Source organism: Streptomyces tateyamensis (assembly GCF_003205575.1).
Taxonomy (GTDB): Bacteria; Actinomycetota; Actinomycetes; order Streptomycetales; family Streptomycetaceae; genus Kitasatospora; species Kitasatospora tateyamensis.
Genome location: NZ_PYBW01000132.1, coordinates 1 through 22,284 on the forward strand (window position 1 = coordinate 1; position 22,284 = coordinate 22,284).

At 71.6% G+C, this 22,284-nt stretch carries 22 protein-coding genes; 16 read left to right on the forward strand and 6 right to left on the reverse strand.

What is annotated here, in order from left to right:
• Positions 1-154: 154 nt before the first annotated feature.
• From C7C46_RS28385 to C7C46_RS28405, 5 genes are all read left to right on the forward strand, one after another.
• Positions 155-607, forward strand: coding sequence for a hypothetical protein (locus C7C46_RS28385; RefSeq protein WP_110672793.1), 453 nt, complete (start codon positions 155-157; stop codon positions 605-607).
• Positions 608-658: 51 nt separating this feature from the next.
• Positions 659-847 carry a hypothetical protein gene (locus C7C46_RS28390; RefSeq protein ID WP_110672794.1) on the forward strand — a complete coding sequence of 63 codons (189 nt, stop codon included), beginning with the start codon at positions 659-661 and terminating at the stop codon, positions 845-847.
• A 187-nt stretch (positions 848-1,034) separates the two neighbouring features.
• Positions 1,035-1,928, forward strand: a complete 894-nt coding sequence (locus tag C7C46_RS28395) for a SigB/SigF/SigG family RNA polymerase sigma factor (RefSeq protein ID WP_110672795.1) — start codon at positions 1,035-1,037, stop codon at positions 1,926-1,928.
• Positions 1,929-2,036: 108 nt separating this feature from the next.
• Entirely contained in the window at positions 2,037-2,435 is a 399-nt protein-coding gene (locus C7C46_RS28400; protein WP_110672796.1) for an STAS domain-containing protein, read from the forward strand.
• Between the two features lie 188 nt (positions 2,436-2,623).
• Positions 2,624-3,085, forward strand: a complete 462-nt coding sequence (locus C7C46_RS28405; RefSeq protein WP_110672797.1) for an ATP-binding protein — start codon at positions 2,624-2,626, stop codon at positions 3,083-3,085.
• Between the two features lie 724 nt (positions 3,086-3,809).
• Here the strand turns inward: C7C46_RS28405 and C7C46_RS28415 are convergent.
• A complete protein-coding gene (locus tag C7C46_RS28415; protein WP_110672799.1) occupies positions 3,810-6,179 on the reverse strand; it encodes a beta-galactosidase in 2,370 nt (789 codons plus the stop codon).
• Positions 6,180-6,411: 232 nt separating this feature from the next.
• On the opposite strand from C7C46_RS28415, the gene C7C46_RS28420 reads away from it, so the two are divergent.
• The 6 genes from C7C46_RS28420 (at position 6,412) to C7C46_RS28445 (ending at position 13,237) form a co-directional block, all read left to right on the forward strand.
• Positions 6,412-8,754, forward strand: a complete 2,343-nt coding sequence (locus C7C46_RS28420) for a family 20 glycosylhydrolase (RefSeq protein WP_110672800.1) — start codon at positions 6,412-6,414, stop codon at positions 8,752-8,754.
• A gap of 224 nt (positions 8,755-8,978) precedes the next feature.
• Entirely contained in the window at positions 8,979-9,332 is a 354-nt protein-coding gene (locus C7C46_RS28425; RefSeq protein WP_110672801.1) for a VOC family protein, read from the forward strand.
• Between the two features lie 183 nt (positions 9,333-9,515).
• Positions 9,516-9,845, forward strand: coding sequence for a cupin domain-containing protein (locus C7C46_RS28430; protein WP_220040710.1), 330 nt, complete (start codon positions 9,516-9,518; stop codon positions 9,843-9,845).
• Between the two features lie 650 nt (positions 9,846-10,495).
• The gene (locus tag C7C46_RS28435; protein WP_110672802.1) at positions 10,496-10,963 is read left to right on the forward strand and encodes a MarR family winged helix-turn-helix transcriptional regulator; all 468 of its coding nucleotides are present in this window, start codon (positions 10,496-10,498) and stop codon (positions 10,961-10,963) included.
• Positions 10,964-11,202: 239 nt separating this feature from the next.
• Positions 11,203-12,378 (forward strand): MFS transporter, encoded by a 1,176-nt coding sequence (locus C7C46_RS28440; protein WP_110672803.1) that lies wholly within the window; start codon positions 11,203-11,205, stop codon positions 12,376-12,378.
• A 34-nt stretch (positions 12,379-12,412) separates the two neighbouring features.
• Complete coding sequence (locus tag C7C46_RS28445) at positions 12,413-13,237, forward strand: aldo/keto reductase (RefSeq protein WP_110672840.1); 825 nt, start codon at positions 12,413-12,415, stop codon at positions 13,235-13,237.
• A gap of 61 nt (positions 13,238-13,298) precedes the next feature.
• Here C7C46_RS28445 and C7C46_RS28450 read toward each other — a convergent pair whose 3' ends face one another.
• Positions 13,299-14,330, reverse strand: a complete 1,032-nt coding sequence (locus C7C46_RS28450) for a medium chain dehydrogenase/reductase family protein (RefSeq protein ID WP_110672804.1) — start codon at positions 14,328-14,330, stop codon at positions 13,299-13,301.
• Positions 14,331-14,478: 148 nt separating this feature from the next.
• Here C7C46_RS28450 and C7C46_RS28455 point away from each other — a divergent pair, with 148 nt between their 5' ends.
• Positions 14,479-15,033: a TetR/AcrR family transcriptional regulator gene (locus tag C7C46_RS28455; protein ID WP_110672805.1), complete on the forward strand. Its 555-nt coding sequence runs from the start codon at positions 14,479-14,481 to the stop codon at positions 15,031-15,033.
• A 150-nt stretch (positions 15,034-15,183) separates the two neighbouring features.
• On the opposite strand, the gene C7C46_RS28460 is transcribed toward C7C46_RS28455, so the two are convergent.
• The gene (locus C7C46_RS28460) at positions 15,184-16,071 is read right to left on the reverse strand and encodes a zinc-binding dehydrogenase (protein WP_245985099.1); all 888 of its coding nucleotides are present in this window, start codon (positions 16,069-16,071) and stop codon (positions 15,184-15,186) included.
• Complete coding sequence (locus tag C7C46_RS28465) at positions 16,068-16,793, reverse strand: ABC transporter ATP-binding protein (protein WP_110672806.1); 726 nt, start codon at positions 16,791-16,793, stop codon at positions 16,068-16,070. The genes C7C46_RS28460 and C7C46_RS28465 overlap by 4 nt, the downstream gene beginning before the upstream one ends.
• A 205-nt stretch (positions 16,794-16,998) precedes the next feature.
• Between C7C46_RS28465 and C7C46_RS28470 the strand changes: the two genes are divergently transcribed.
• Both C7C46_RS28470 and C7C46_RS28475 read left to right on the forward strand, forming a co-directional pair.
• Entirely contained in the window at positions 16,999-17,775 is a 777-nt protein-coding gene (locus C7C46_RS28470; protein WP_245985102.1) for a sensor histidine kinase, read from the forward strand.
• Positions 17,772-18,491: a response regulator transcription factor gene (locus tag C7C46_RS28475; protein WP_110672808.1), complete on the forward strand. Its 720-nt coding sequence runs from the start codon at positions 17,772-17,774 to the stop codon at positions 18,489-18,491. The genes C7C46_RS28470 and C7C46_RS28475 overlap by 4 nt, the downstream gene beginning before the upstream one ends.
• Before the next feature lie 108 nt (positions 18,492-18,599).
• Here the strand turns inward: C7C46_RS28475 and C7C46_RS28480 are convergent, their stop codons facing one another.
• Complete coding sequence (locus C7C46_RS28480; RefSeq protein ID WP_245985104.1) at positions 18,600-19,475, reverse strand: SAM-dependent methyltransferase; 876 nt, start codon at positions 19,473-19,475, stop codon at positions 18,600-18,602.
• A gap of 291 nt (positions 19,476-19,766) precedes the next feature.
• Here C7C46_RS28480 and C7C46_RS28485 point away from each other — a divergent pair, with 291 nt between their 5' ends.
• Positions 19,767-20,951: a winged helix DNA-binding domain-containing protein gene (locus C7C46_RS28485; RefSeq protein ID WP_110672810.1), complete on the forward strand. Its 1,185-nt coding sequence runs from the start codon at positions 19,767-19,769 to the stop codon at positions 20,949-20,951.
• Positions 20,952-21,123: 172 nt separating this feature from the next.
• On the opposite strand, the gene C7C46_RS28490 is transcribed toward C7C46_RS28485, so the two are convergent.
• Positions 21,124-21,768 (reverse strand): dihydrofolate reductase family protein, encoded by a 645-nt coding sequence (locus C7C46_RS28490; protein WP_110672811.1) that lies wholly within the window; start codon positions 21,766-21,768, stop codon positions 21,124-21,126.
• 148 nt (positions 21,769-21,916) lie between these two features.
• Between C7C46_RS28490 and C7C46_RS28495 the strand changes: the two genes are divergently transcribed.
• Positions 21,917-22,231 carry a trypco2 family protein gene (locus C7C46_RS28495; protein ID WP_110672812.1) on the forward strand — a complete coding sequence of 105 codons (315 nt, stop codon included), beginning with the start codon at positions 21,917-21,919 and terminating at the stop codon, positions 22,229-22,231.
• The last annotated feature ends 53 nt before the right edge of the window (positions 22,232-22,284 follow it).

Here is a 22,284-nt window from a genome sequence, read left to right on the forward strand (position 1 = left end):
CGGTCGCCTGCGCGCGGCAGCTGCCCGGTACGTGCGGGCCTTTCACGCACCCCCGCGCCAGGGCCGGGCCCGACCGGATACGGGCGGTGGACCGCGGGATCCGGGGTACACGGCCGCAAGAAGGACATCGGCAGGGAATCGGAGGGACCAGCAGATGAGCAGCACGGACACCAGAGAGACCGGCACGGTCGACGCGATCACCCGCGCCGCGCACCGGGCGACCGACCGGGCCGCCCGAGCCGCGCAGCACGCCCGGCACGCCGCCGAGCCGGTGCTCGCGGCCGCCGCCGACCAGGCGCGGCACGCGGTGGACCTGGCCACCCACGCGGTGGGCAACGCCTCGCACGCGGTCGCCCGGGCCGGCGACACGGTGGGCGGGTCGGTCGGCGAGGCCGCCCACGCGGCCCGCCGCACGCACCTGCCGCACCTGCCGCACTCGCTGCACGCCGGTGGCAGCCGACCGGACGGGCACACCGCCAAGCGGATCACCGCCCTGGCGCTGGCCGGGCTGGCCGGTGCCGCGGTGCTGGTCTGGTGGCGCCGGGGCCGCGGGGCGGACCACCTGTCCTGGCTGTCCCCGGACCGCCCCCGGGCGAGGTGGTTCTGAGGGACGACCGGCTCCACCATCCCGACCCGTCACTCGAGAGGACGACGACCAATGGCAACCCGCGAGAACGGCACCGACGACGAACCGCAGGTCGACCAGGAGACCCGCGAGCAGTCCGCCGAGCAGCGCAACATCACCGCCCCCACGCCGCGGGACGTCCGGGAGGACGGCACGGACGAGGACACGGAGGAGGACGAGCAGGCCCCTCGGCCGCCGGCGGCCGACACCCGAGCGCCCTGACCCCGCACGGTGACCACCGACACTGACCACGGGTACTGACCACGGATGCTGACCCCGGCACCCGGTCGAAGCACCCCGAAATACCGGGACGGAAGCCTTCACCGAATCATCACACCGGTTCGGCGCATGGACCCCGAAACGCCGGGTAGCCGAGGCCAGGTCGGACACCGTCGAGGAAAGGACCGACATGGCCGTGACCAGTGACGAACTCCTCCTTCGGGTGGGCCCTGCGGCTCCGCCCACGGGATATGAGCCCCCGCTCGCCCGAACGCTCGCGCCGGAGCTCGCGGACATCGAGGACGTCCGGGAGGTGGCACCCGCCGACGCCCGCGAGCTGACCCGGGTGCTGCTGGTCCGGCTCGCCGGGCTGGAGGAGGGGACCCGGGAGTACTCCTACGTCCGGAGCACCCTGGTAGAGCTCAACATGTCGCTGGTGCGGTTCGCACTGCGCCGGTTCGGGCCCCGCCCCCGCGAGAACCAGGAGGACCTGCTGCAGGTCGGCGCGGTCGGCCTGATCAAGGCGATCGACCGGTTCGAGCCCGAGCGGGAGCTGGAGTTCACCACCTTCGCCATCCCCACCATCCTCGGGGAGATCCGCCGGCACTTCCGCGACACCACCTGGGCGGTCCACGTGCCCAGGCGGCTGCAGGAGCTGCGCCTGACCCTCGCCAAGGCCCAGGACGCGCTGTCCCAGCGTCTGGACCGCGCGCCCACCGTGGCCGAACTGGCCGCCCACCTGGACCTGCCGGAGGAGGAGGTGGTCGAGGGGCTGACGGCGGCCAACGCCCACACCGCCGGCTCGCTCGACCTGCCCGGCGACACCGACGGCGCGGGGCAGCCCTCGCTCGCCGACCGGATGGGCGACGAGGACGGGCGCCTGGCGGTGGTGGAGAACCTGGTCGCGCTCAAGCCCCTGATAGCGGCGCTGCCGGAGCGCGAGCGGCTGATCCTGTCGCTGCGCTTCACCGAGGACCTGACGCAGTCCCAGATCGGCGCCCGCCTCGGGCTGTCCCAGATGCACGTCTCCCGACTGCTCGGCCGCACCCTCGCGCAGCTGCGCGAGGGCCTGGCCGCCGAGTGAGGACGACGCACCCGCAGGCGCACTGCTGGGCGGTCCCACCAAGTACTTGGTGGGACCGCCCAGCAGTGCGTATCGTCGTAACGAACATCCGTGGAGGGGACGCCAACGATGCGAGCGCAGAATGATCCGGCCGTCGATCGGTTCGAGGACCCGTTGCCTGCCACCGGCCTGACGGTGGAGATCAAACGGCCGGTGCCCGGCGCGGCCGTATGCGTGCTGGCCGGCGACCTCGACGTGGAGACGCTGGCCACCGCCGCACAGGCACTGGACCAGCTGGCCGCCCAGCACCCGACGGTCCTGGTGGTCGACCTCGCCCTGGTCGGCTTCTGCGACTCCTCGGGCCTGAACCTGCTGCTGCGGACCCGCTTGGCCGCGGACGCCGCGGGTATCGACTTCCGGCTGTCGGCCCCGTCCCCGACGGTGCTGCGGGTGCTGGAGCTGACCGGCACGGATGCCGTCTTCTCGCTCCACCCCTCCACGCAGGATGCACTCGCCGCGCCCTGCTGACCGCACCGAACCAGCCCGCGCTACCCCGCACTCCCCCACAAGCACACACCTCGCAGGCGAACTTTCTGCGATCGGACGCCGCTTGCGCACCTTGCTTCCCGCATGGACAGGGGCAGATCGGGAATCCGACCTGGCGAACAGGCACGCACACCCGGGAGGGAAGCCCGCATGACCACCAGGAAGCCCGCATGAACACCAGCCGGGGAGCCCTGGACCGTGAGCCGGCGGTGCGTTCCCTCGTGCTGCCGCCGGGCGGTCAACGCCGCAGCCTGCGCCTGGCCGGACTGCCGAAGCCGGTGGCCCGCGCCCGGGAGTTCACCGGCACGGCGCTGGCCGACTGGGCCTGGCCCACGTCCGACCAGGGGCGGGACATCGTCCTGCTGGTGGCCGAACTCGTCGCCAACGCGCTGCTGCACGCCAACGGTCCGCTGGAACTGGTCCTCGACGCCCGCCCGGGCCGGCTGCGGGTGGAGGTCAGCGACGGCTCCGCCGTGATGCCCGAGCCCCGGTTGCCGCACCGGCCCGGCGTGCCGGGCGGCCACGGGCTCTTCATCGTGCAGCAGACCGCCGACCACTGGGGCGCCGAGCCGTACGGGACGGGAAAGCGCGTCTGGGCCGAGATCACCCCGCTCGTCGACCCGAGCCCCTGACCAGGCGCCACCACGGGTCAGCGGCTCAGCGACGGCGCGCGATTCGCCATCTCACCCTCAGTTGCCCGCGTACCGCCGTCGGTACCACCACGGATATGGATCTCCGCTCCAGTCCAGCCAATGGCTGGGATCCGGATCGTGAAGTGTTCTGCGGCGGAACTCCGCGTCGAGGCCGGCAAGCAGCCGTCGCAGTTCGGTGCGCGCCGGGTACGGAAGTCTGCCCGTCAGGTGCTCCAGGGCGTCCCGGACCACTGCGACATCGTCATACCGGCACCCCGGGCAGGACGGACAGTCCGAGGCGGTCAGCATCAGCTTCCGAGCCGGCTGCCGCAAGAACTTCCGGTAGGCGGCAAGGAACTGCGAGGTCCGCCCGGGTTGGAGGTCGGAGCTGTCGTGGCGATGCTCCACCAAGTGGATCGCGGCGCTCGCCTCACGTGACAGACGGTCGATGGGGGGCAGCTCGCGAGCCCATTCGGGCGGCTGACGCTCCAAAGCGGCGCGGATCGCGCCTGGACGCCTACGCGGCATGAGCCTCTCTGGTGATCATCATGGGGCTCATCCTGTCATCCGTAGTACTCGACGCGCCAGAGCCACCGTCTGCCGAGCACGGCCGCGGACCGGGCCTCGCACCGGTTCGGCGCACCTCGCGCACCTCGCGCCTGCGTCCGTCGGGGCAGCCCCCCTTCCTGGGGCTGCCCCGTCCGTAAGCCCTGATGCCGCCCCGTCAGGCAGGCACCCCCGTGATCCCCAGTTCGGCCGCGCTCGTCCACGGCCCCCGGTTGCCCGCCTCGGTGAGCGCGCGCAGCCGCAGGTAGCGGCCGGCGGTGGTGGGCAGCGTCAGCGTGGTGCGGGACGCGGTGTCGGGGAGGGTGCCGGTGGCGACCGGAGTGCCCCAGGCGGAGGTGGAGTCGGCGATGTACAGCTCGTACCGTCCGATCCGCCCGTTGGCACTGCCGTCCTGGCGCGGCAGGTAGGAGAACGAGTCGACGGCGTAGCGGGCCCCGAGGTCGAGCTGGATCTCGTGCGGTAGCGGCGCGTTGAGCGCGTACCACTGGGTGTGCCAGATCGTCGCCGCATTCCCGTCGAAGGCGTTCGCGGCCGCGCCGTTCTCTCCGGCCGTCTCCTGGCTGTCCGCGTACACCAGTCGCCACCCCGCCGGGCTGATCGCCGGGGAGCTGACGGCCGGGCCCGCGAGGGTGGCCTGCAGGGTGATGGGCAGTGGGTCGGTCTGGTGCAGGTCGAGGATCAGGATCTCGTTCAGCCCGGCCTTCAACCAGGGCGCCGGGCAGTACAGCCGCTGCTGCGGGCCGAGGTGCCAGTACCGGCCGAGGTTGCGGCCGTTGACCCACACCACGCCCTTGGTCCAGTTCGACAGGTCCAGGTAGGTGTCCGCGACGGTGTCCAGCCGGACCTGGGCGCGGAAGAAGATCCCGGGGCGGTGCGGGTCGGTCACCACCGCCCGCAGGCCTGCGACGAAGGTGGCGTCCAGCGGCAACAGCGTGGTGCGCCAACCGGTCAGCGGGGCGGAGCCGTTCACCGTGACCGACTCCAGGATGCCCTTGCGGTCGACCAGCGCGTGCCCGTAGTTGGTCCGGCCCAGGCCCTCGACCAGGATGTCCAGTTGCGGTGTCGTGCTGCCGGCGGCCGTCAGCGCGAGCGGGGCGTTGGCGGTGGCGATGTTGAGCGGACCGGTGACGGACGCCGGCAGGTTCTGCCGGTAGAGGCCGCCCGCGTAGTGCCCGTCGAGGAAGACGGTGGCGTAGTCGTGCACCCAGCGCACAGCCAGCGGGCCGCCGGTGAATCCGGTCAACTGGCGGCTGTAGAGGATGAGTCCGGAGTTCTGGCCGTAGCTCTCCATCGGCTGCGGGTTGACGGTCTGCACGGCGGGCAGCGGGGCCGGCAGGTTGTCCCAGAGCGAGGCGTAGCGGCTCGGCAGCAGGTCCAGGCCGCCCGCCCGGGTCAGAGTGGGGACCGGGTCGGGCACGGCGGGCGGTGGACTGGTGAGGTACCCGGCGATCAGGGTGCGGTACCGGGTGTAGGCGTCGGTGGCCCGGCCCTGCTCGGTGACCGGCGCACCGTAGTCGTAACTGGTGATGTCCGGCTGGTAGTTGCCGGACTGGTCGTCGGCGTTGGCACCGGCGGTGAAGCCGAAGCTGGTACCGCCGTGCAGCATGTAGAGGTTGAACGAGAGGCCGCCCGCCATCAGGCCGCGCAGGGTGGCGGAGATGTCGGCGCCCTGCCCCTGGAAGGTGCTGTCGCCCCAGTGGGTGAGCCAGCCCGGGTAGACCTCGCCGGCCATCGCGGGCACGGCCGGGTAGTCCTTGCGGGCCTGTGCGATCGAGGAGGCGTCACCACCGCTGAGGCCGATCGCCCCGCCGGTCACCACGGTGTGGTTGGCCGCCACCTGGCCCAAGCCGTCCTGGGTGTAGAACGGCCCGTTGACCCCGTTGGTCAACCAGAGTTGGCGGACCTCCTCCAGGTAGGCGGCGTCGCTGCCGTAGGAGCCGTACTCGTTCTCGACCTGGACCATCAGCACCGGGCCGCCGTTGTCGATCATCAACGGACGGATCAGCGGCACCAGTTGGTGGAAGTAGCGGGTCACGGCCGCCATGTAGTGCGGGTCGTCGGCACTCTTCACCCGCAACTTGATGTCCGGGTACTGCAGCAGGTACGGCGGGATGCCGCCGAGGTCCCACTCGCCGCAGACGTACGGGCCGCCGCGCAGCAGCGCCCACATGCCCTCCTGCTGGCAGAGCTTGAGGAAGGCGACGATGTCACGCCGGTCGGTGGTGAAGTCGAAGACGCCAGGGGACTCCTCGACGTAGTTCCACATCACGTACACCGAAACGGTGTTGAGGCCCATGGCCTTGGCCATCCGGATCCGGTGCTGCCAGTACTCGACCGGGATCCGGGCCGGGTGCAGCTCGCCGCTGCGGATCTGGAACGGCGCACCGTCGAGCAGGAAACCGCTGCCGTCGGCGGTGAAGGTGAAGCGGCCGCCCGCCGCCTGCGCGGACACCGCGTCAGCAGGGCCGGCCAGGGCGGTGGTTGCCGCGGTGATGAGGGAGAGGGACAGGAAGCGCCTGCGATCCATGGTCGTCTCCATGATCGATGTCGGGGGTAGCGCCGGGTCCCGAGTGAATATGTATCCCTGACCTCCCCAAGTCAACACAAAGAACCAGAATCGCTCAGTCCCGACGGGGTCCGCACTCTTGTCTCGTGCTCACGCATGCTCAATACTGCTCGCTACAGTGCCTAGTGGTCTAGACCCTGCAACAAATGATCAAATCCTGCGCGCTCCCCACTCCCTCCACCTTGGGCAGGTCATGCGATCCATCAAATCCCAACTCGCTGCCGCGCTGGCCGTGGCAGTGCTCCCGCTCGCCGTTCTGCTCCCGGCCGGCACCGCGGGCGCGGCAGCGGCGGCCGGCACCGCTCCCCCGAGCACCGTGCCCGCCCTGCGCAACTGGACGCCGGGTACCGGCTCGTTCGCCTTCGGCCCCACCAGCAGGGTCGTCGTCGACCCCGGCTACGCCGGCCAACTCACCGGTGACGCCACCACCTTCGCCGCCGACCTGACCGCGCTCGAAGGCCGCACTGTGGCCGTCGCGCCGAGCGGGACGACGGCGGCAGCGGGCGACATCCTGCTCACCCTGGGCGGCAGCCAGCCCGCCGAGGGGTACCAGCTCACCGTCGGCGCCACCCTCACCGTCCAAGGGGCCACCACCACCGGCGAGTTCTGGGGCACCCGGACGGTGCTCCAGTGGCTGCACCAGAGCTCGACGGTCCCGGCCGGCACCGCCGCCGACTCCCCGGACAAGGCCGAGCGCGGCCTGATGATCGACACCGGCCGGAACTTCTTCCCGGTCGGCTGGGTCGAGAACCAGATCCGCGAGATGTCCTACCTGAAGCTGGACTACCTGCACCTGCACCTGTCGGACACCTTCGGGTTCCGGCTGGAGAGCAGCAGCCACCCCGAGATCACCTCGGCCCAGCACTACTCCAAGCAGGACATCGCCAACATCATCGCCCTCGGCAACCAGTACCACGTGGCCGTGGTCCCCGAGATCGACATGCCGGGCCACATGGACGCGATCCTGTCGGGCGAACTGTCGATCGGCAAGGACTACCGGCTCAAGAACAGCTCGGGCACCGCCAGCAGCAGCTTCATCGACGTCACCATCCCGGGCGCCCGGACCCTGATGAGCGATCTGATCGGCGAGTACGAGCCGCTCTTCACCTCCTCCAAGTACTGGCACATCGGCGCCGACGAGTACGTGACCGACTACTCCTCCTACCCGCAGCTGCTCAGCTACGCCCGCGCCACCTACGGGGCCAACGCCACGGCAAAGGACGCCTTCTACGGCTTCGTCAACTGGGCGGACGCGCTGGTGCGGGCCGGCGGCAGGACCGCGCGGATGTGGAACGACGGCATCAAGTCCGGCGACGGCACGATCGCCCCGAACCCGGACATCATCGTCGAGTACTGGTACAACTACGGCCTTACGCCGCAGCAGTTGCTGGACGCCGGGCACACCGTGGCCAACGAGTCCTGGACCCCGACCTACTACGTCTACGGCGGCGCCAAGCCGGACACCACCTGGATGTACCAGTCCTGGAACGCGGACCTGTTCCAGGGCTCCAACACCATCAACGCCCCCGCCCGCAACCTCGGTTCGCTGCTCCACGTGTGGTGCGACAACCCGGGCGCCGAGACGGTGGACCAGACCGCCGAGAACCTCAGGTACCCGCTGCGCGACCTGGCCCAGCTGACCTGGAACTCCCCGAAGCCGGTGTCGACCTACGCCGCCTTCGTCCCGGTGATGGACGCGGTCGGCCGCAACCCGCTCTACCCGCTGCCGGTGATCCCCGGCGACCTCGCCCAGGGCCGCCCGACCACCGCCTCCAGCGTGGAGACCGCCAACTTCCCGGCGGCCAACGCCACTGACGGCAACCTCGGTTCGCGCTGGTCCAGCCTGTACACCGATCCGACCTGGCTCCAGGTCGACCTGGGCAGCGTGCAGACCGTCAACCGGGTGGTGCTCGCCTGGGAGGCCGCCTACGGCAAGGACTACCAGATCCAGCTCTCCACGGACGGCACCACCTGGACCACCCTCTACACCCGCACCGGCGGCACCGGCGGCACCGAGACGCTGACCGGATTCACCGGCAGCGGCCGCTACCTGAGGATGAACGGCACCGCGCGCGGCACCCAGTTCGGCTACTCGCTCTACGAGTTCGAGGCCTTCCACGACACCGGCGTCAACGGCGCGCACACCGTCAGCACCGGCGGCCAGGCGCTCGACGACCCGGGCAGCTCGACCGCCACCGGCACCCAGCTGATCAGCTGGGCCCTGCACGGCGGTCCGAACCAGCAGTGGACCTTCACCCAGCAGGCTGACGGCTCCTACCAGTTGACCAACGGCGCGTCCGGCCTGTGCGTCGACGTGACCGGCGGCTCGACCACGGCCGGCGCCGCCGTGATCCAGTGGACCTGCACCGGCAGCGGCAACCAGCACTGGCGGCTGAACCGGCTGGCGGACGGCAGCTACACGATCGCCTCGGTCAACAGCGGCCTGCTGCTCACCACCGCGTCCAGCGCCAACAATGCGGCGGTCACCCAGCAGGCGGACACCGGCTCGGCGCTGCAGCACTGGACGCTGAGCTGAGCTCACCCGCCTTGCGTGGTGCCTGCGGACCAGGGGACCGCAGGCACCACGCTCCCCCGCTTCCCTACGCTTCCCTGCTCCACCCTCCGCTTAGCTGCGTTTCCTGACGGCGCGTCGGTGGGAAGCGGCCGGATCCAGCAGTGCCAGGCTGGGCCCAGCCCAGCCGGCCCGGTGGCGAGCGTGGCGGCAGCGGGCGGGTCGGCGGTACTGGCAGGATGACGGGCATGGAACGAGTACTCGGCATCGGCGGCTACTTCCTGCGCGCCACCGACCCGGCCGCGCTGACCGCCTGGTACCGCGACTGCCTGGGCCTGGACGCCGACGAGAACGGCCTCTGGCAGCCGGGGGCGGGCCCGACGGTGTTCGCGGCCTTCGCCGCCGACACCGACTACTTCGGATCGCCGACCCAGCAGACGATGCTCAACTTCCGGGTCCGGGACCTGGACGCGATGCTCGCCCAACTGCGTGCCAAGGGCGCGGCGGTGGCGGCGGAGACCCAGGAGATGGCGGGCGTCGGGCGGTTCGGCTGGGTGACCGACCCCGAGGGCAACCGGATCGAACTCTGGCAGCCCGCCTGACCTGGCCGCCCCGGCAGGTGGTGCCTGTCGGGCTTTCGTCACATACTCTGTACCTACTAGTATGTACGGGGTCGTGACCGTCCACCCGAGGAGGTATCACCGATGCAGTCCCCTCTCGCCGGCGAGCCCGCAGCAGCAACCCCAGCAGCCACCGCGGCCACCGCAGAAGGAGCAACACCGCCGGTGAGCCGGGTCGTCCTGCTGGACCAACGGCTGCCGCAGGTGCTGGCCACCGAGCGGGTGGAGATCCGGCGGATCACCATCGCCCCCGGGCAGGCCGCCGGCCTGCACGTCCACAACGGACCGGTCTTCGGCAGCATCGAAACGGGCTCGGCGGTCTACCAGATCGAGGGCGAGCCGCCCGCCGTCCTCGCCCCGGGCGACGTCTTCTACGAGCCCGCGGGCGCGCGCATCGCCCGCTTCGACGCGCAGCAGGACGGGGTCACCTTCCTCGGCTACTTCCTGCTCCCCGAGGGCACGACCGCCGAACTGGTCTTCCCCGACGACCACTGACCGCCGTCCCGTGACCGCTCCACCCGCGACCCCTGCGCCCCTGCCCTGCACCCTGACCGCCGGCCTGGTCGGTGGCCGCGCCCGTGGTCCAGGCCGGGGTCCACGCCGTGCTGCCGTCGGCCAGGGCGACCGCCTGGACCGCGCCGTCGCTCCGCAGCAGGTAGCAGCGCTCCGCGTCGGCGATCGCGCCCGGACCGCCTGGACGGCCTGGCTCCCTGGCCCGCCCAGCGGTACCGACCACTGCTGAACTCGGTGGCGGTGTCCAACCGGAGCAGGTCGGTGCCCTGCGCGGCCAGCAGCAGTCCGGGACCGGCCAGCAGCGGACCGCTCAGCCAGACGTTCGCCCCGTGGCACGGCAGCCGCCAGAGCACCTCGCGGGTCTGCAGCGAGACGGCGAACAGCTCGTCGGTCCAGGCCGGGGGCCGCCCTGCGGTGGTCCGGCCGAAAACGGTGGTCGCGTCGCACCCGGTGACGTGGACCGTGACCGGCTCGCCGCCGCTCCCGCATACTCGGCGTCCGCAAGGGCCCCGCTCCCGCATTCAGGTCCTTGCAGGAGCGCTGTACCGGCTCTGGCCGGTAATGCTCGCCGCGGCCTATCCTTGGACTCTGGCACGCGCCCCCTCACGCGCGCCCGGAAGGAGACCGGCCCCATGCCCGCCACGGACCCCGCGCTCACCGCCCTCGCCAACGGCTGGGGTGCGCTCTCGCTGCTCTACGGCAGGATCGAGTCGCACATCGAGCGTGCCCTGCAGGCCAAGCACGATCTCAGCGTGCGCGAGTACTCGCTGCTGGAGGTGCTCAACCGCCAGCACGACGGCGACGGCGGCCACCTGCAGATGAAGCAGGTCGCCGACGCGGTCGTGCTCAGCCAGAGCGCCACCACCCGGCTGGTCACCCGCCTGGAGGACCGCGGCCTGCTGGCCCGCTACCTCTGCCCGACCGACCGGCGCGGGATCTACACCGACGTCAGCGAGGCCGGCCGGCAACTGCTCGAGGAGGCCCGGCCGACCAATGACACCGCCTTGCGCGAGGCGTTGGCGGAGGCCGCCAAGCACCCGGATCTTGCGCCACTGGTCGGTGCCGTGCAGGAAGTTGACGCCAGGTCAGCCCGCCACTGAGCCGCTGAGCCGCCGGGTTCGCCACTGAGCTGCCGCCCCGCCGGGTTCGTTCACGGAACCCGGCCACCGGACCCGTTCGCGGGGCCCGCCTCGCCCGCCCCGGGCCGAGGCGGGCCCCGTCGCCGTTTCCGCCCCGCTCCACCCCACCCCTCCGCAAACTTGCGCTTGCAACTATCGCGCGTATGCAACTATTGTTTGAGCACGTAAGATGCACAAGCAATCGCATGGAGGGCCGCCTCGTGCCGCTCGCACTCCTCGCCCTGGCCATCGGGGCCTTCGGCATCGGCACCACCGAATTCGTGATCATGGGCCTGCTGCCCGAGATCGCCGGCGACTACGGGGTCCCCATCCCCACCGCGGGACTGCTGGTCACCGGCTACGCGCTCGGCGTGCTGGTCGGCGCACCGCTGATGACCGCGCTCGGCACCCGCATCGCCCGCAGGACGATGCTGATGCTACTGATGGGCCTGTTCGTGCTCGGCAACCTGCTCTCCGCCCTCGCGCCGAGCTTCCCGCTGATGCTGGCCGGCCGGATCCTCGCCTCGCTCGCCCACGGCGCGTTCTTCGGCATCGGCTCGGTGGTCGCCGCCGACCTGGTGGCCCCGAACCGGAAGGCCGGCGCCATCGCGACCATGTTCACCGGTCTCACCGTCGCCAACATCGTCGGCGTCCCGCTGGGCACCTTCGTCGGCCAGGCCGTCGGCTGGCGCACCACCTTCGGCGCCGTCGCCGCGCTCGGCGTGGTCGGCCTGCTCGGCATCGCCAAGCTGGTTCCCGACCTGCCCCGCCCCGAGGGCGCACGGCTGCGCCAGGAGCTGGCCGCCTTCCGCAACACCCAGGTCGTCCTCGCCATGGCGATGACGGTGCTCGGCTTCGGTGGCGTCTTCGCGGCGATCACCTACGTGGCGCCGATGATGACCCAGGTGGCCGGCTACTCCGACGGCGCGGTCACCTGGCTGCTGGTGCTGTTCGGCGTCGGCATGTTCCTCGGCAACCTGCTCGGCGGCCGCTTCGCCGACCGGCACCTGATGCCGCTGCTCTACACCACGCTCGGCGGACTTGCCGTAGTCCTGGCCCTGTTCACCGTCACCGCCCACAGCAAGCCACTGGCGGCGATTACCGTGCTGATGGTCGGCGCACTGGGCTTCGCCACCGTGCCGCCGCTGCAGAAGCGGGTCCTGGACCAGGCGCACGGCGCGCCGACTCTCGCCTCGGCCGTGAACATCGGCGCCTTCAACCTGGGCAACGCGCTGGCCGCCTGGCTCGGTGGCCTCGTCATCACGGCCGGCTACGGCTACACCGCCCCGAACTGGGTCGGCAGCCTGCTCGCAGTGGCGGCGCTCGGGCTGGCAGTGTGGTCGGCAGTTCTGGATCGGACCGTCGCCCCTAACGGCCCTGTAAATAAAGCTAGCTGACTGATCATCACATATGACTGGAGTTCCCGTGAGCATCCCCAACCCGCCGAGCATCACGCTCAACAACGGCGTCGAGATCCCCCAACTCGGGTTCGGTGTCTGGCAGATCTCGGACCACCAGGCGCCGGCCGTGGTCGGCCAGGCGCTGCGGGCCGGCTACCGGAGCATCGACACCGCGTCCATCTACGGCAACGAGGCCGGCGTCGGGCGCGCGGTCGCCGAGTCCGGACTGGCCCGCGAGGAGGTGTTCGTCGCCACCAAACTGTGGAACGCGAACCAGGGTTACGACACCACCCTGCGCGCCTTCGACGCCAGTCTCGCCCGGCTCGGCCTGGACCACGTGGACCTCTACCTGATCCACTGGCCGGCCCCCGCCCGCAACCGATACCAGGACACCTGGCGCGCCATCGAGCGCCTGACCGGCGAGGGCCGGATCCGCGCGGCCGGCGTCTCCAACTTCCAACCCGCCCACCTGCAGCGCCTGCTGGACACCAGCGACCTGGTCCCGGCGGTCAACCAGATCGAACTCCACCCGGGCCTGCAGCAGAACGAGGTCCGCGCCTTCCACGCCAAGCACGGCATCGCCACCGAGGCGTGGAGCCCGCTCGCCCAGGGCGCGGTGCTGGCCGACCCCGTGATCACTGCGATCGCCGGCCGCACCGGCAAGTCCCCCGCCCAGGTGGTGCTGCGCTGGCACCTGGAGATCGGCGCCATCGCGATCCCCAAGTCGGCCACCCCCGCCCGGATCCGGGAGAACCTCGACATCCTGGACTTCCAGCTGACGGACGAGGACCTGACCGCCATCGCCGGCCTCGACCGCAACCTGCGCACCGGGCCGCACCCGGACAGCTTCAACTGACCTACCGCTGCTACCTGGCCGGGACCCGCGCTCAGCCGGTCCCGGCCGGCGGCTCGCCACCTCACGGAGTCAGCACCACCTTCCCGGTGACCGTGCCCGACTCCGCAAGTCGCAGCGCCTCCCCCGCCCGGGCCAGCGGGAGCCGGGCGGCGATCGGGGCGGTCAGCTCACCCCGGTCCAGGGCGGCGAACACCTCACCGAGGTCGCTGCGCAGCCGGGCGCGGAACCGGGACGGCTGGAACCTGCGCCCGGCCCAGATGTTGTAGAAGTGGGCGTGCCGGCCGTTGGGCAGCGCGTTCCAGGCCATCGTGCGAGCCAGGATCTTGAGCACCGGCCACTGCTTGGAGCCGCTGTCGTCGCGGGTGGCCGCGCTGCCGTAGCAGACCAGGGTGCCGCCGGGGGCGAGCAGGCGCCAGGAGTCGACCACGCCGGGCCCGCCCACGTGGTCGAACACGGCGGCCACCCCACCTGGGGCCAACTCCCGCACCTGGCCGGGCACATCAGCACTCCGGTAGTCGATCGGGGCAACCCCCTGCGCCTGCAGCGCCTCGTGGTGGCGCGGCGAGGCGGTGCCGATCACCCGCACCCCCGCCGCCTTCGCGAGCTGCACCAGGATCTGGCCGACCCCTCCCCCGGCACCGTGCACCAGCACGGTCTGGCCGGCCCGGACCCGGGCGAGGCCGTGCAGCATCTGGTGCGCGGTGATGCCGTTCACCACCACGGTCTCCGCCTCGGCGGCGCCCACCCCGTCCGGCACCTCGACCACGTCCAGCGCGTCCACCACCACGTGACTGGCCCAGCCGCCCACCTTGAGCAGCGCGGCCACCCTCCGCCCGGCGAGCGCGGGGTCGACCTGCGGCCCGGTGCTGAGCACCCGGCCCACCACGTCGTACCCGGGCACGAACGGGAACGGCGGCTGGTCGTAGTACCGGCCGCGCCGCATCTGCTGCTCGGCGAACGAGACCCCGGTGGCTTCCATGGCGATCACCACCTGGCCCGGCCCGGGCGTCGGCGCCGCCGCCTGCCGGAGCTCCAGGCCCTCGGGCTCCACGATGCCCGGCAGGACGACCTCGGTGACGGTCTGCTCGTTCATGTCCACTCCCTTGCTGCTTGCGTTGGCTAGCTCCTCTTTCCTTCGTTATAAGTTCTAACACCGACTCGACGCAACAGTCAATCGCTACCGTGATACCTTCTAACTAGAGCTTGTGACCAATGATCCCCCGGCGAGCGGAGACCGAGCCGTGACCACCCCCGACACGAGCACTCCCCGCGAGCGCTACCGCGCCCAGGTGCAGGAGGAGATCAAGCAACACGCCTGGGAGCAGATCGCCAGCGCCGGCGCCTCCGCCCTCTCGCTCAACGCCATCGCCAAGCAGATGGGCATGAGCGGCCCCGCCCTGTACCGCTACTTCGCCAACCGCGACGACCTGATCACCGCGCTCATCCGCGACGCCTACCGCAGCCTGGCCGACACCTTCCGCACCGCAGCGCACGCCGACGGCGACCTACCCGCCCTGGCCCACGCCCTCCGCACCTGGGCCCTGGCCGACCCGCACCGGTACCTGCTGCTGTACGGCACCCCGGTCCCCGGCTACCACGCCCCGGCGGACACGATCGAGATCACCTCAGAGATCATGTCCACCCTCCTCACCACCGCCACCCCCCACCAGGCCCTCACCTTCTGGACCCGCCTCCACGGCGTCCTGTCCCTGGAACTGGCCGGCCACTTCACGGGCATGGACTTCAGCCCGGCCGCGTTCTACGAGGCCGAGGTAGCGGCGCTCAGCACCCCCTGACCACCCCGCCCCCGGCCCCGGGCTCTGACAGAGTGCCGGCTCACCAACCCTGCTCCCCGCACCCGCGGGGGCTGCCCAGGCAATCCCCGCGCCCATCGTGTGATCTCGTACGGCGGGTCGGCCCGGTTCGTCTCCAGTCGGAACCGGATGTCAGGAGGCGATGTCCACCAGGACTTTGCCGATCGCGCGGCTCTCGACCGCTCGGTGCGCGTCAGCGGTGCGGTCGAGGGGAAAGCGGATCAGCGGCAGGCCGTGCTCATCGCCGACCGGCAGCGCACCGTCGCGCACCGCGGCGGCGACATCCTGGGCGGCTGCGGCGCGTGCTTGCGGACCGGCCGTGTAGAGCACCAGGAACTGGAGCCGTGTGTTCAGCACCATGTTCTGCGGCACGTCCAGTTCGACCGGCTTGCCACCGTCGTTGGCATAGGTCGAGATCGTGCCGCGGGTCCGCAGCACGGCCAGGTCCAGTGCGAGGTTGGCGCCCAGGGCCACCTCGGCGACGATGTCGATGCCGTCCGGGGCTATCTCGCGGATCCGGGCGGCCGGGTCGCCCTCGCGGTAGTTGATCACGTGGTGGGCTCCGGCGGCGGTGGCCAGCCGGGCTTTCTCCGGGGTGCTGATCGTGCTGATCACGGTGGCGCCGGCCCATCGGGCAAGCTGGATCACCGCGTGGCCGACCGCTCCGGCCCCGCCCGCGGCGAGCACCACCTTTCCGTCGAGGGCGCCGGGCCGCAGCCGACTGGGCCCGTCCTCGGCGACGGTGAGTGCGCGGTGCGCGGTCAGCGCGGGGACGCCGAGTGAGGCGCCGATGTCGAAGCCGGCTTCGTCGGGCAGTGGTACGGCTGAGTCGAAGGTGGCCATCACCTGTGCGCCCTGCTGCTGCTCGAAGGCCCGCTCGAAGGGCGCGGACGCGGCGTCCAGCAGCCCGAGGGCGACCACGATCGTCATCGTCGAGACCAGCACGACCAGCCCGACCACGCCGGTCTGCAGCCTGCGCCGCCGCACCGCGGCGCGGGCCGCCTGCCAGACGGCGCTCATCCGGCCCGCTCCAGGCTGCGCTCGTCGGCCACGCGGCCGTCGGCGAGGTCGACGACGCGGTTGGCGCAGCGGGTGGCCAGGCGCGGGTCGTGGGTGACCAGCAGCAGCGTCTGGCCGATCTGGTTGAGGTCCAGCAGTAGGTCCATCACCTGCTCCCCGGAGTGACTGTCCAGGGCGCCGGTCGGCTCGTCGGCAAGCAGCAACGCCGGACGGTTCATCAGCGCCCGTGCCACCGCGACCCGCTGCCGCTCGCCACCGCTGAGGACGGCCGGGTAGGCGTTGCGGCGGTCGGCGATGCCGAGCTCGTCCAGCAGCTCCTTGGCTCGGCGGCGCGCCTGGCGGGCCGGGGTGCCGGTCAGTTGGGCGGCCAGGGCGACGTTGTCGAGGGCGGAGAGGTCGTCGAGGAGGTTGAAGAACTGGAAGACCATGCCGATCCGGCGCCGCCGGAACAGCGCGAGGCCGGTCTCGTCGAGGGCGCCCAGGTCCTCGCCGTGGACGGTGACCTTGCCGGAGGTCGGACGGTCCAGCCCGGCCACCATGTTGAGCAGCGTGGATTTGCCGCAGCCGGACGGGCCCATCACTGCCACCGCCTCGCCGCTACGGATCTCCAGGGAGACCCCGGCCAGGGCGTGGTGGTCGCCGTACTGCTTGCGTACGTCCTCCAGCCGCACCACCGGCCGGCTCTCGGTGGCGCCGGGTTTGCTCACTGATCCAGTCGTCATGCCCGGAAACCTACGGTCCGGCGGTGCGGCCAGGCCTCCCACCCAGGATGTAAGTCCGGGCCGGTGTCATCCCGTGGATGTACGCGAGTGGACCCAGGGCGGGACGCGCGGCGGGCCGAGATCTGCCAAGGTGAGCGGGTGTGGGGATCACAGACGGGGTGGCTGACGGCGGCGCTCGTTCTCGCCTGCGGCGTGGCTGGGCGTGGTGCTGAGGCGCGAACGCCGGGCCCGGCAGCGGGCACTGGGCGACCGGGGCTGGCTGCTGGAGCGGGAGCGTGAGAGCGTGGCGCGGGCCGCCGTGGCGACGGAGCGAGCGCGGATCGCGCGCGAGCTGCACGACATCGTCACTCACAACGTGAGCCTGATGGTGGTCCAGGCAAGCGCGGCGCGCGAGGTGATGGCCATTTTGCCCGACGAGGCGGCGGCCGCGCTGCGCGCCGTCGAGGGCGCGGGCCGGGACACCATGACCGAGCTGCGTCACCTGCTGGGCCTGCTGGCCCCGGCGCAGGACGGCTCGGCGGAGGAGCCGGACCAGACCGACGACGAGCCGATCGCTGACGAGCTCACCCCGCAACCAGGGCTGGACCGGCTTGGCGCGCTCGTCGACCGGGTGTCCTTCGCCGGGGTGCCGGTGGAGGTGCGGATCGTGGGCGAGCAGCGCCGGCTGCCGGCCGGGGTGGACGTGACGGCCTACCGGATCGTCCAGGAGGCGTTGACCAACGCGATGCGCCACGGTGACGGCGGAAGGGCGGAGGTGACGGTGCGCTACGCCGACACCTCGTTGCGGGTCGAGGTGCTGACCACCGGAGCCAGCGTGCTCACGGGCGACGCACCGCCCGGCCCTTCGGCCAACTCCGGCGCGGGACGCGGCCTGATGGGTCTGCGTGAGCGCGTCGCCGTCTACGGCGGCGATCTGGACGCCCGCCGCCGCCTCGGCGGCGGCTACCGGGTCCGGGCACGCCTGCCGCTGGAGCGGCTATGAGACAGGAGCCCGCTGGAGCGCGCACGAACGAGCCCGACGCTTCCGAGCGGACGCCGCGCGTGGTCATCGCCGACGACCAGGAGCTGATCCGTACCGGCTACCGGCTGATCCTCAGCAGCCGTGGCATCGACGTGGTCGGCGAAGCCGCGGACGGCGTGGAGGCCGTCGAGCTGGTACGGCGGCTGCGGCCGGACGTGGTGCTGATGGACATCCGGATGCCCCACCGGGATGGTCTGGAGGCTGCCCGTCAGGTGCTGGCCCTGGATCCCGCCTGCCGGGTCGTCATGCTCACCACCTTCGACCTGGACCGCTACGTCTACGCCGCGCTCTCGCTGGGCGCCAGCGGCTTCCTGCTGAAGGACGTCACCGCCGACCACCTCGCCGCCTCGGTGCGTCTGGTCAACACCGGCGACGCGCTGCTCGCGCCCTCGATCACCCGTCGCCTGGTGGAGCGTTTCGCCTCCCCGGACCGGGCGCCCGGCCCGGCCGAGCCGGCCGTCCACGCGGAGCTGGAGCCGCTCACTCCCCGTGAGCGGGAGGTCCTCGCGCTGGTGGGCCGAGGCCTGTCCAACCGCGAGCTGGCGGGCGTCCTCACCCTCAGCGAGGCGACGGTGAAGACGCACGTCGCCCGGATCTTCGCCAAGCTCCACCTGCGCGACCGCGCGCAGGCGGTGGTGCCCGCCTATGAGACGGGCCTGGTCACGCCTGGCCGCTGACCGCACGCCCAGGCGATATATCGGTGCGGTTCCAACACCTCACGCCTTGAGCCCGATCGGGACTCCCGTTCGATCAACAGCCCTCACGATCGGAACAACAGCAGCCACTCAGCGCTTGACGGCCACGGCCGCGTAGAAGGACACCTGAGCGTCCGTCACGTCGGTCGGCAGCAGTTCGCTGCCGCTGTCGGCGTCCTCCGGGTGCCAGCGGTGCGCGGGCACGATCCCGGGCTCCAGCAGGTCCAAACCCTCGAAGAAGGTGGCGAACTCGGCCTTGGGGCGCAGCTGCAGGCTGGTGCCGGCCGCGTTGTAGATCTCCTGCACCTTCAGCGCGCCGACCGGGTCGAGCTCGGCGGTGGCGTGCGACAGGACCAGCGCGGAGCCGACCGGCAGCGGGTCCAGCAGGCGGTGGACGATCTCGTGCGCCTCGTCCAGGTGCGGCACGAAGTGCAGCAGCGCGACCATGGAGAGCACCACCGGCTCGCCCAGGTCCAGGGTGGCGGCCACCTGGGGGGTGGCCAGGATCGCCTCCGGGTCGCGCACGTCGCCGTGCACGTACGCGGTGCGGCCCTGCGGGGTGCTGGTCATCAGGGCGCGGGAGTGCGCGAGCACCACCGGGTCGTTGTCGGCGTAGACGACGCGGGCGGCGGGTTCCACGCCCTGGGCCACCTCGTGCAGGTTCGGCGAGGTGGGGATGCCGGTGCCGATGTCCAGCCACTGCCGCAGGCCCTGACGGGCCAGCACCCGGGTGGCGCGGCGCATGAAGGTCCGGTTCGCCCAGACCGCGGTCCGCATGCTCGGAAAGACCGTCAGCACCCGTTCGGCGGCCTCGCGGTCGACCGCGTAGTTGTCCTTGCCGCCGAGGAAGTAGTCGTACATCCGGGCGCTGTGCGGGATGTCCTGGCGTATGTGCGGGCTGACCGGCTCCTCCGGCCCCAGGTCACCCGCCGACTGCCACATACCGCCCGCGCCCCCGTTGCTCATCCCAGCTCCTTATCGATCTCTGCAAACAGGCGGAAGTCTAGCCATACCGGTGAGTCAGAAAGTGACGTCATCCGGTCAGGATGACCAGCGGCATCCGGCCACGAGGAGTCGGAGCGGGGCGGGAACGGCGGGACGAGGAACGGAAAGGGGGAGGGAAGAGGGAGGGGAGGGGAAGGGAAGGGGGAGGGAAAATGTTGCCGGGTCAGCAGTGCTGCTGGATCAGCAGGATGTGCCTCGGGCTACGCTCCGGGAACCAGCCCGGCGGCGACCGACGGAAGGACCAGCAGCGGCGTGCGACTGATCGACGACACGGAGCGCAGGGCCCGCCTCGCCAGGCGGCACGCGCTCGCGCCGCAGCACCGGGTGGCGGACGCGGTGGCGGGGACCCGGGCGGTGGCGGTGTTGCACGCCACCGAGCCGGCCACGCCCTACCTCTCCCTGTTCGCCAGGGTCGACTCCTTCACCCGCCCGGACCTGGACGAGGCCCTGTTCGAGTCGCGGTCGCTGGTCAAGCAGCTCGCGATGCGGCGCACCCTGTTCGTCTTCCCCCGCGAGCAACTGCCGGCCGCGCTCGGCAGCGCCGCCGCCCGGGTCGCGGAGCAGGAGTACGGCCGGCTGGTCACCGATCTCGAAGGCCAGCAGATCACGGACGACGCCGTGCGCTGGCTGGCCGCCGCCCGGGCGGCGGTGCTGGGGCGGCTGGCCGGCGGCGCCGAGCTGAGTGCCACGCAACTGCGCGAGGAGCTTGACGAGTTGGCCGGCCAGCTGTCCCTGTACGAGGGCAAGCCGTACGGCCAGGTGCTGCACGTGACGCCACGGGTGCTGGCCTGGCTGTCGGCCTGCGGCGAGCTGGTGCGCGGCCGCAGTGCCGGGCACTGGCGGATCACCCGGCCGCTGTGGACCAGGATGGACGAGTGGCTGGGCGCCCCGGCTCGACCGTCCGGCGCGCGCGAGGGCTACGCCGAGCTGGTCGCCGCCTACCTGGGTGCCTTCGGGCCGGTGACGGAACGGGACCTGGTGTGGTGGTTCGGCGCGACGAAGGGCGCGGTGCGCCAAGCCCTGGCCGACCTGGCGGCGGTCCAGGTGCGACTGGAGCGCGAGCAGACCGGCTGGGTCCTGCCCGACGACCTCGACCCCGAACCGCCCGTCGAACCGTGGGCGGCCCTGCTGCCCGCCCTCGACGCGACCGCGCTCGGCTGGAAGGAGCGCGACTTCTACCTGCCACCCGACTTCGCGCCGGGCGTCTTCGACCGGTCCGGCAACTGCGGCACCACCGCCTGGTGGGACGGGCGGATCATCGGCTCCTACGTCCAGGACGAGGCCGGCCGGGTGGAGCTGGTCGTCCCGACCGACCCGGGCGCAGCCGCTCGGACCGCGCTGGCGGCAGAAGCCGAGCGCCTGTCGGCCTGGCTCGACGGGGAGAAGGTCCGGACGCTGTACAAGTCGCCGCTGGTCACCTGGGAGCGCCCCGGCTGACCTCCTCCCCCTCCCCCACGCGCCAACCGCTCCGGCGGCTGGGGCACCGCGCCGGTCACCCGGGAGATCAAGTCCTACCTGCCGCTCGTCCAGGCGCCGACCGGGGCCGAGCTCGCGCCCTTCGGCCCACCGGTCGGCCTGCCCGGAGGCACAGCTGACTTTCCGTCAGGCACTATCGCCGACTGAACGTCAGGTGGGTGACCCCGCTGGGCGCGGTGGTCGACTCCACCACGAAGCGCTCCTCCAGCCCTTCCAGTCCGTCCCACAGGCGCACCCCGCGCCCCAGCACGATCGGGACCACGGCCAGGTGCAGGTAGTCGATCAGGTCGCCGGCCAGGAACTCCCGCACCACGGTGGGGCCGCCGCCGATCCGCACGTCCAGGTCGCCGGCGGCCTTGCGGGCCTGGCGCAGGGCCTCCTCGGGGGAGGCGTCGATGAAGTGGAAGGTGGTGCCACCCTCCATCTCGATCGACGGGCGGGGGTGGTGGGTGAGGACGAAAACCGGGGTGTGGAAAGGCGGGTTGTCACCCCACCAGCCGCGCCACTCCTCGTCAGTCCACGGGCCGCGCTGCGGGCCGAACTTGTTCCGCCCCATGATCTCCGCGCCGATCCCCGGCCCCCAGGCGGAGGCCAGTCCGTTCTCCACCCCGAGGCTGCCGCCTTCCCTGCCGCTCATCGTCCGGAACGTCTTGGTGCCGCCGAACCACTCCATCAGCCGCATCCCGGCGTGCCCGAACGGCGCCTCCATGGTCTGCCCGTCGCCGGTGGCATAACCATCCAACGAGATCGAGAAGTTGTGGACCCGTACCAACGACATGACGCTCCTCCACGGCAAAACCTGACGGGCGACTGCGGTCTGCCTCACCCTGGCGACCACCACCGTATGCTGGCCGCACCCTACACAAGCCGACCGACACCGCCCTAAGCTGACTGTGCATCAGCAGACAGGACGCTAGGGGGAACGCGTGTCTCAGGAGCCATGGGCCGAATTGGGCGAGACGATCAGCGCGATTCGCAGCGAACTTCGCCAGGCAATGGCGGCCGGCCAGGACGAGGACGTGAAGTTCCGCACCGGCCCGGTGGAGCTGGAGTTCTCGGTGGAGGTGAAGAAGGAGGCGTCCGGCCGGGCCAAGGTCCTGGTCCTGCCGTGGAGCGCGGAGGCCCGCGGCGGCGCCAGCTCCGACCGTGTGCACCGGATCAAACTCACCCTCCAGCCCGTGGACGAGAGCACGGGCCAGGACCTGGTGATCTCGGACACCTGGAAGCCCGCAGTCGACTGAGCCAGGAGCGGAGACTCGGGGGCGGATGACACCGCGTGGTGGAGCTTTGGGCG

Excerpts from the sequence above, each read along its gene's own strand:
- C7C46_RS28420 (WP_110672800.1), top strand. The coding sequence starts at position 6,412 with ATGCGATCCATCAAATCCCAACTCGCTGCCGCGCTGGCCGTGGCAGTG.
- C7C46_RS28465 (WP_110672806.1), bottom strand. The coding sequence starts at position 16,793 with ATGACGACTGGATCAGTGAGCAAACCCGGCGCCACCGAGAGCCGGCCG.
- C7C46_RS28425 (WP_110672801.1), top strand. The coding sequence starts at position 8,979 with ATGGAACGAGTACTCGGCATCGGCGGCTACTTCCTGCGCGCCACCGAC.
- C7C46_RS28395 (WP_110672795.1), top strand. The coding sequence starts at position 1,035 with ATGGCCGTGACCAGTGACGAACTCCTCCTTCGGGTGGGCCCTGCGGCT.
- C7C46_RS28390 (WP_110672794.1), top strand. The coding sequence starts at position 659 with ATGGCAACCCGCGAGAACGGCACCGACGACGAACCGCAGGTCGACCAG.
- C7C46_RS28460 (WP_245985099.1), bottom strand. The coding sequence starts at position 16,071 with ATGAGCGCCGTCTGGCAGGCGGCCCGCGCCGCGGTGCGGCGGCGCAGG.
- C7C46_RS28405 (WP_110672797.1), top strand. The coding sequence starts at position 2,624 with ATGAACACCAGCCGGGGAGCCCTGGACCGTGAGCCGGCGGTGCGTTCC.
- C7C46_RS28400 (WP_110672796.1), top strand. The coding sequence starts at position 2,037 with ATGCGAGCGCAGAATGATCCGGCCGTCGATCGGTTCGAGGACCCGTTG.
- C7C46_RS28450 (WP_110672804.1), bottom strand. The coding sequence starts at position 14,330 with ATGAACGAGCAGACCGTCACCGAGGTCGTCCTGCCGGGCATCGTGGAG.
- C7C46_RS28435 (WP_110672802.1), top strand. The coding sequence starts at position 10,496 with ATGCCCGCCACGGACCCCGCGCTCACCGCCCTCGCCAACGGCTGGGGT.
- C7C46_RS28480 (WP_245985104.1), bottom strand. The coding sequence starts at position 19,475 with ATGAGCAACGGGGGCGCGGGCGGTATGTGGCAGTCGGCGGGTGACCTG.
- C7C46_RS28490 (WP_110672811.1), bottom strand. The coding sequence starts at position 21,768 with ATGTCGTTGGTACGGGTCCACAACTTCTCGATCTCGTTGGATGGTTAT.
- C7C46_RS28475 (WP_110672808.1), top strand. The coding sequence starts at position 17,772 with ATGAGACAGGAGCCCGCTGGAGCGCGCACGAACGAGCCCGACGCTTCC.
- C7C46_RS28385 (WP_110672793.1), top strand. The coding sequence starts at position 155 with ATGAGCAGCACGGACACCAGAGAGACCGGCACGGTCGACGCGATCACC.
- C7C46_RS28415 (WP_110672799.1), bottom strand. The coding sequence starts at position 6,179 with ATGGATCGCAGGCGCTTCCTGTCCCTCTCCCTCATCACCGCGGCAACC.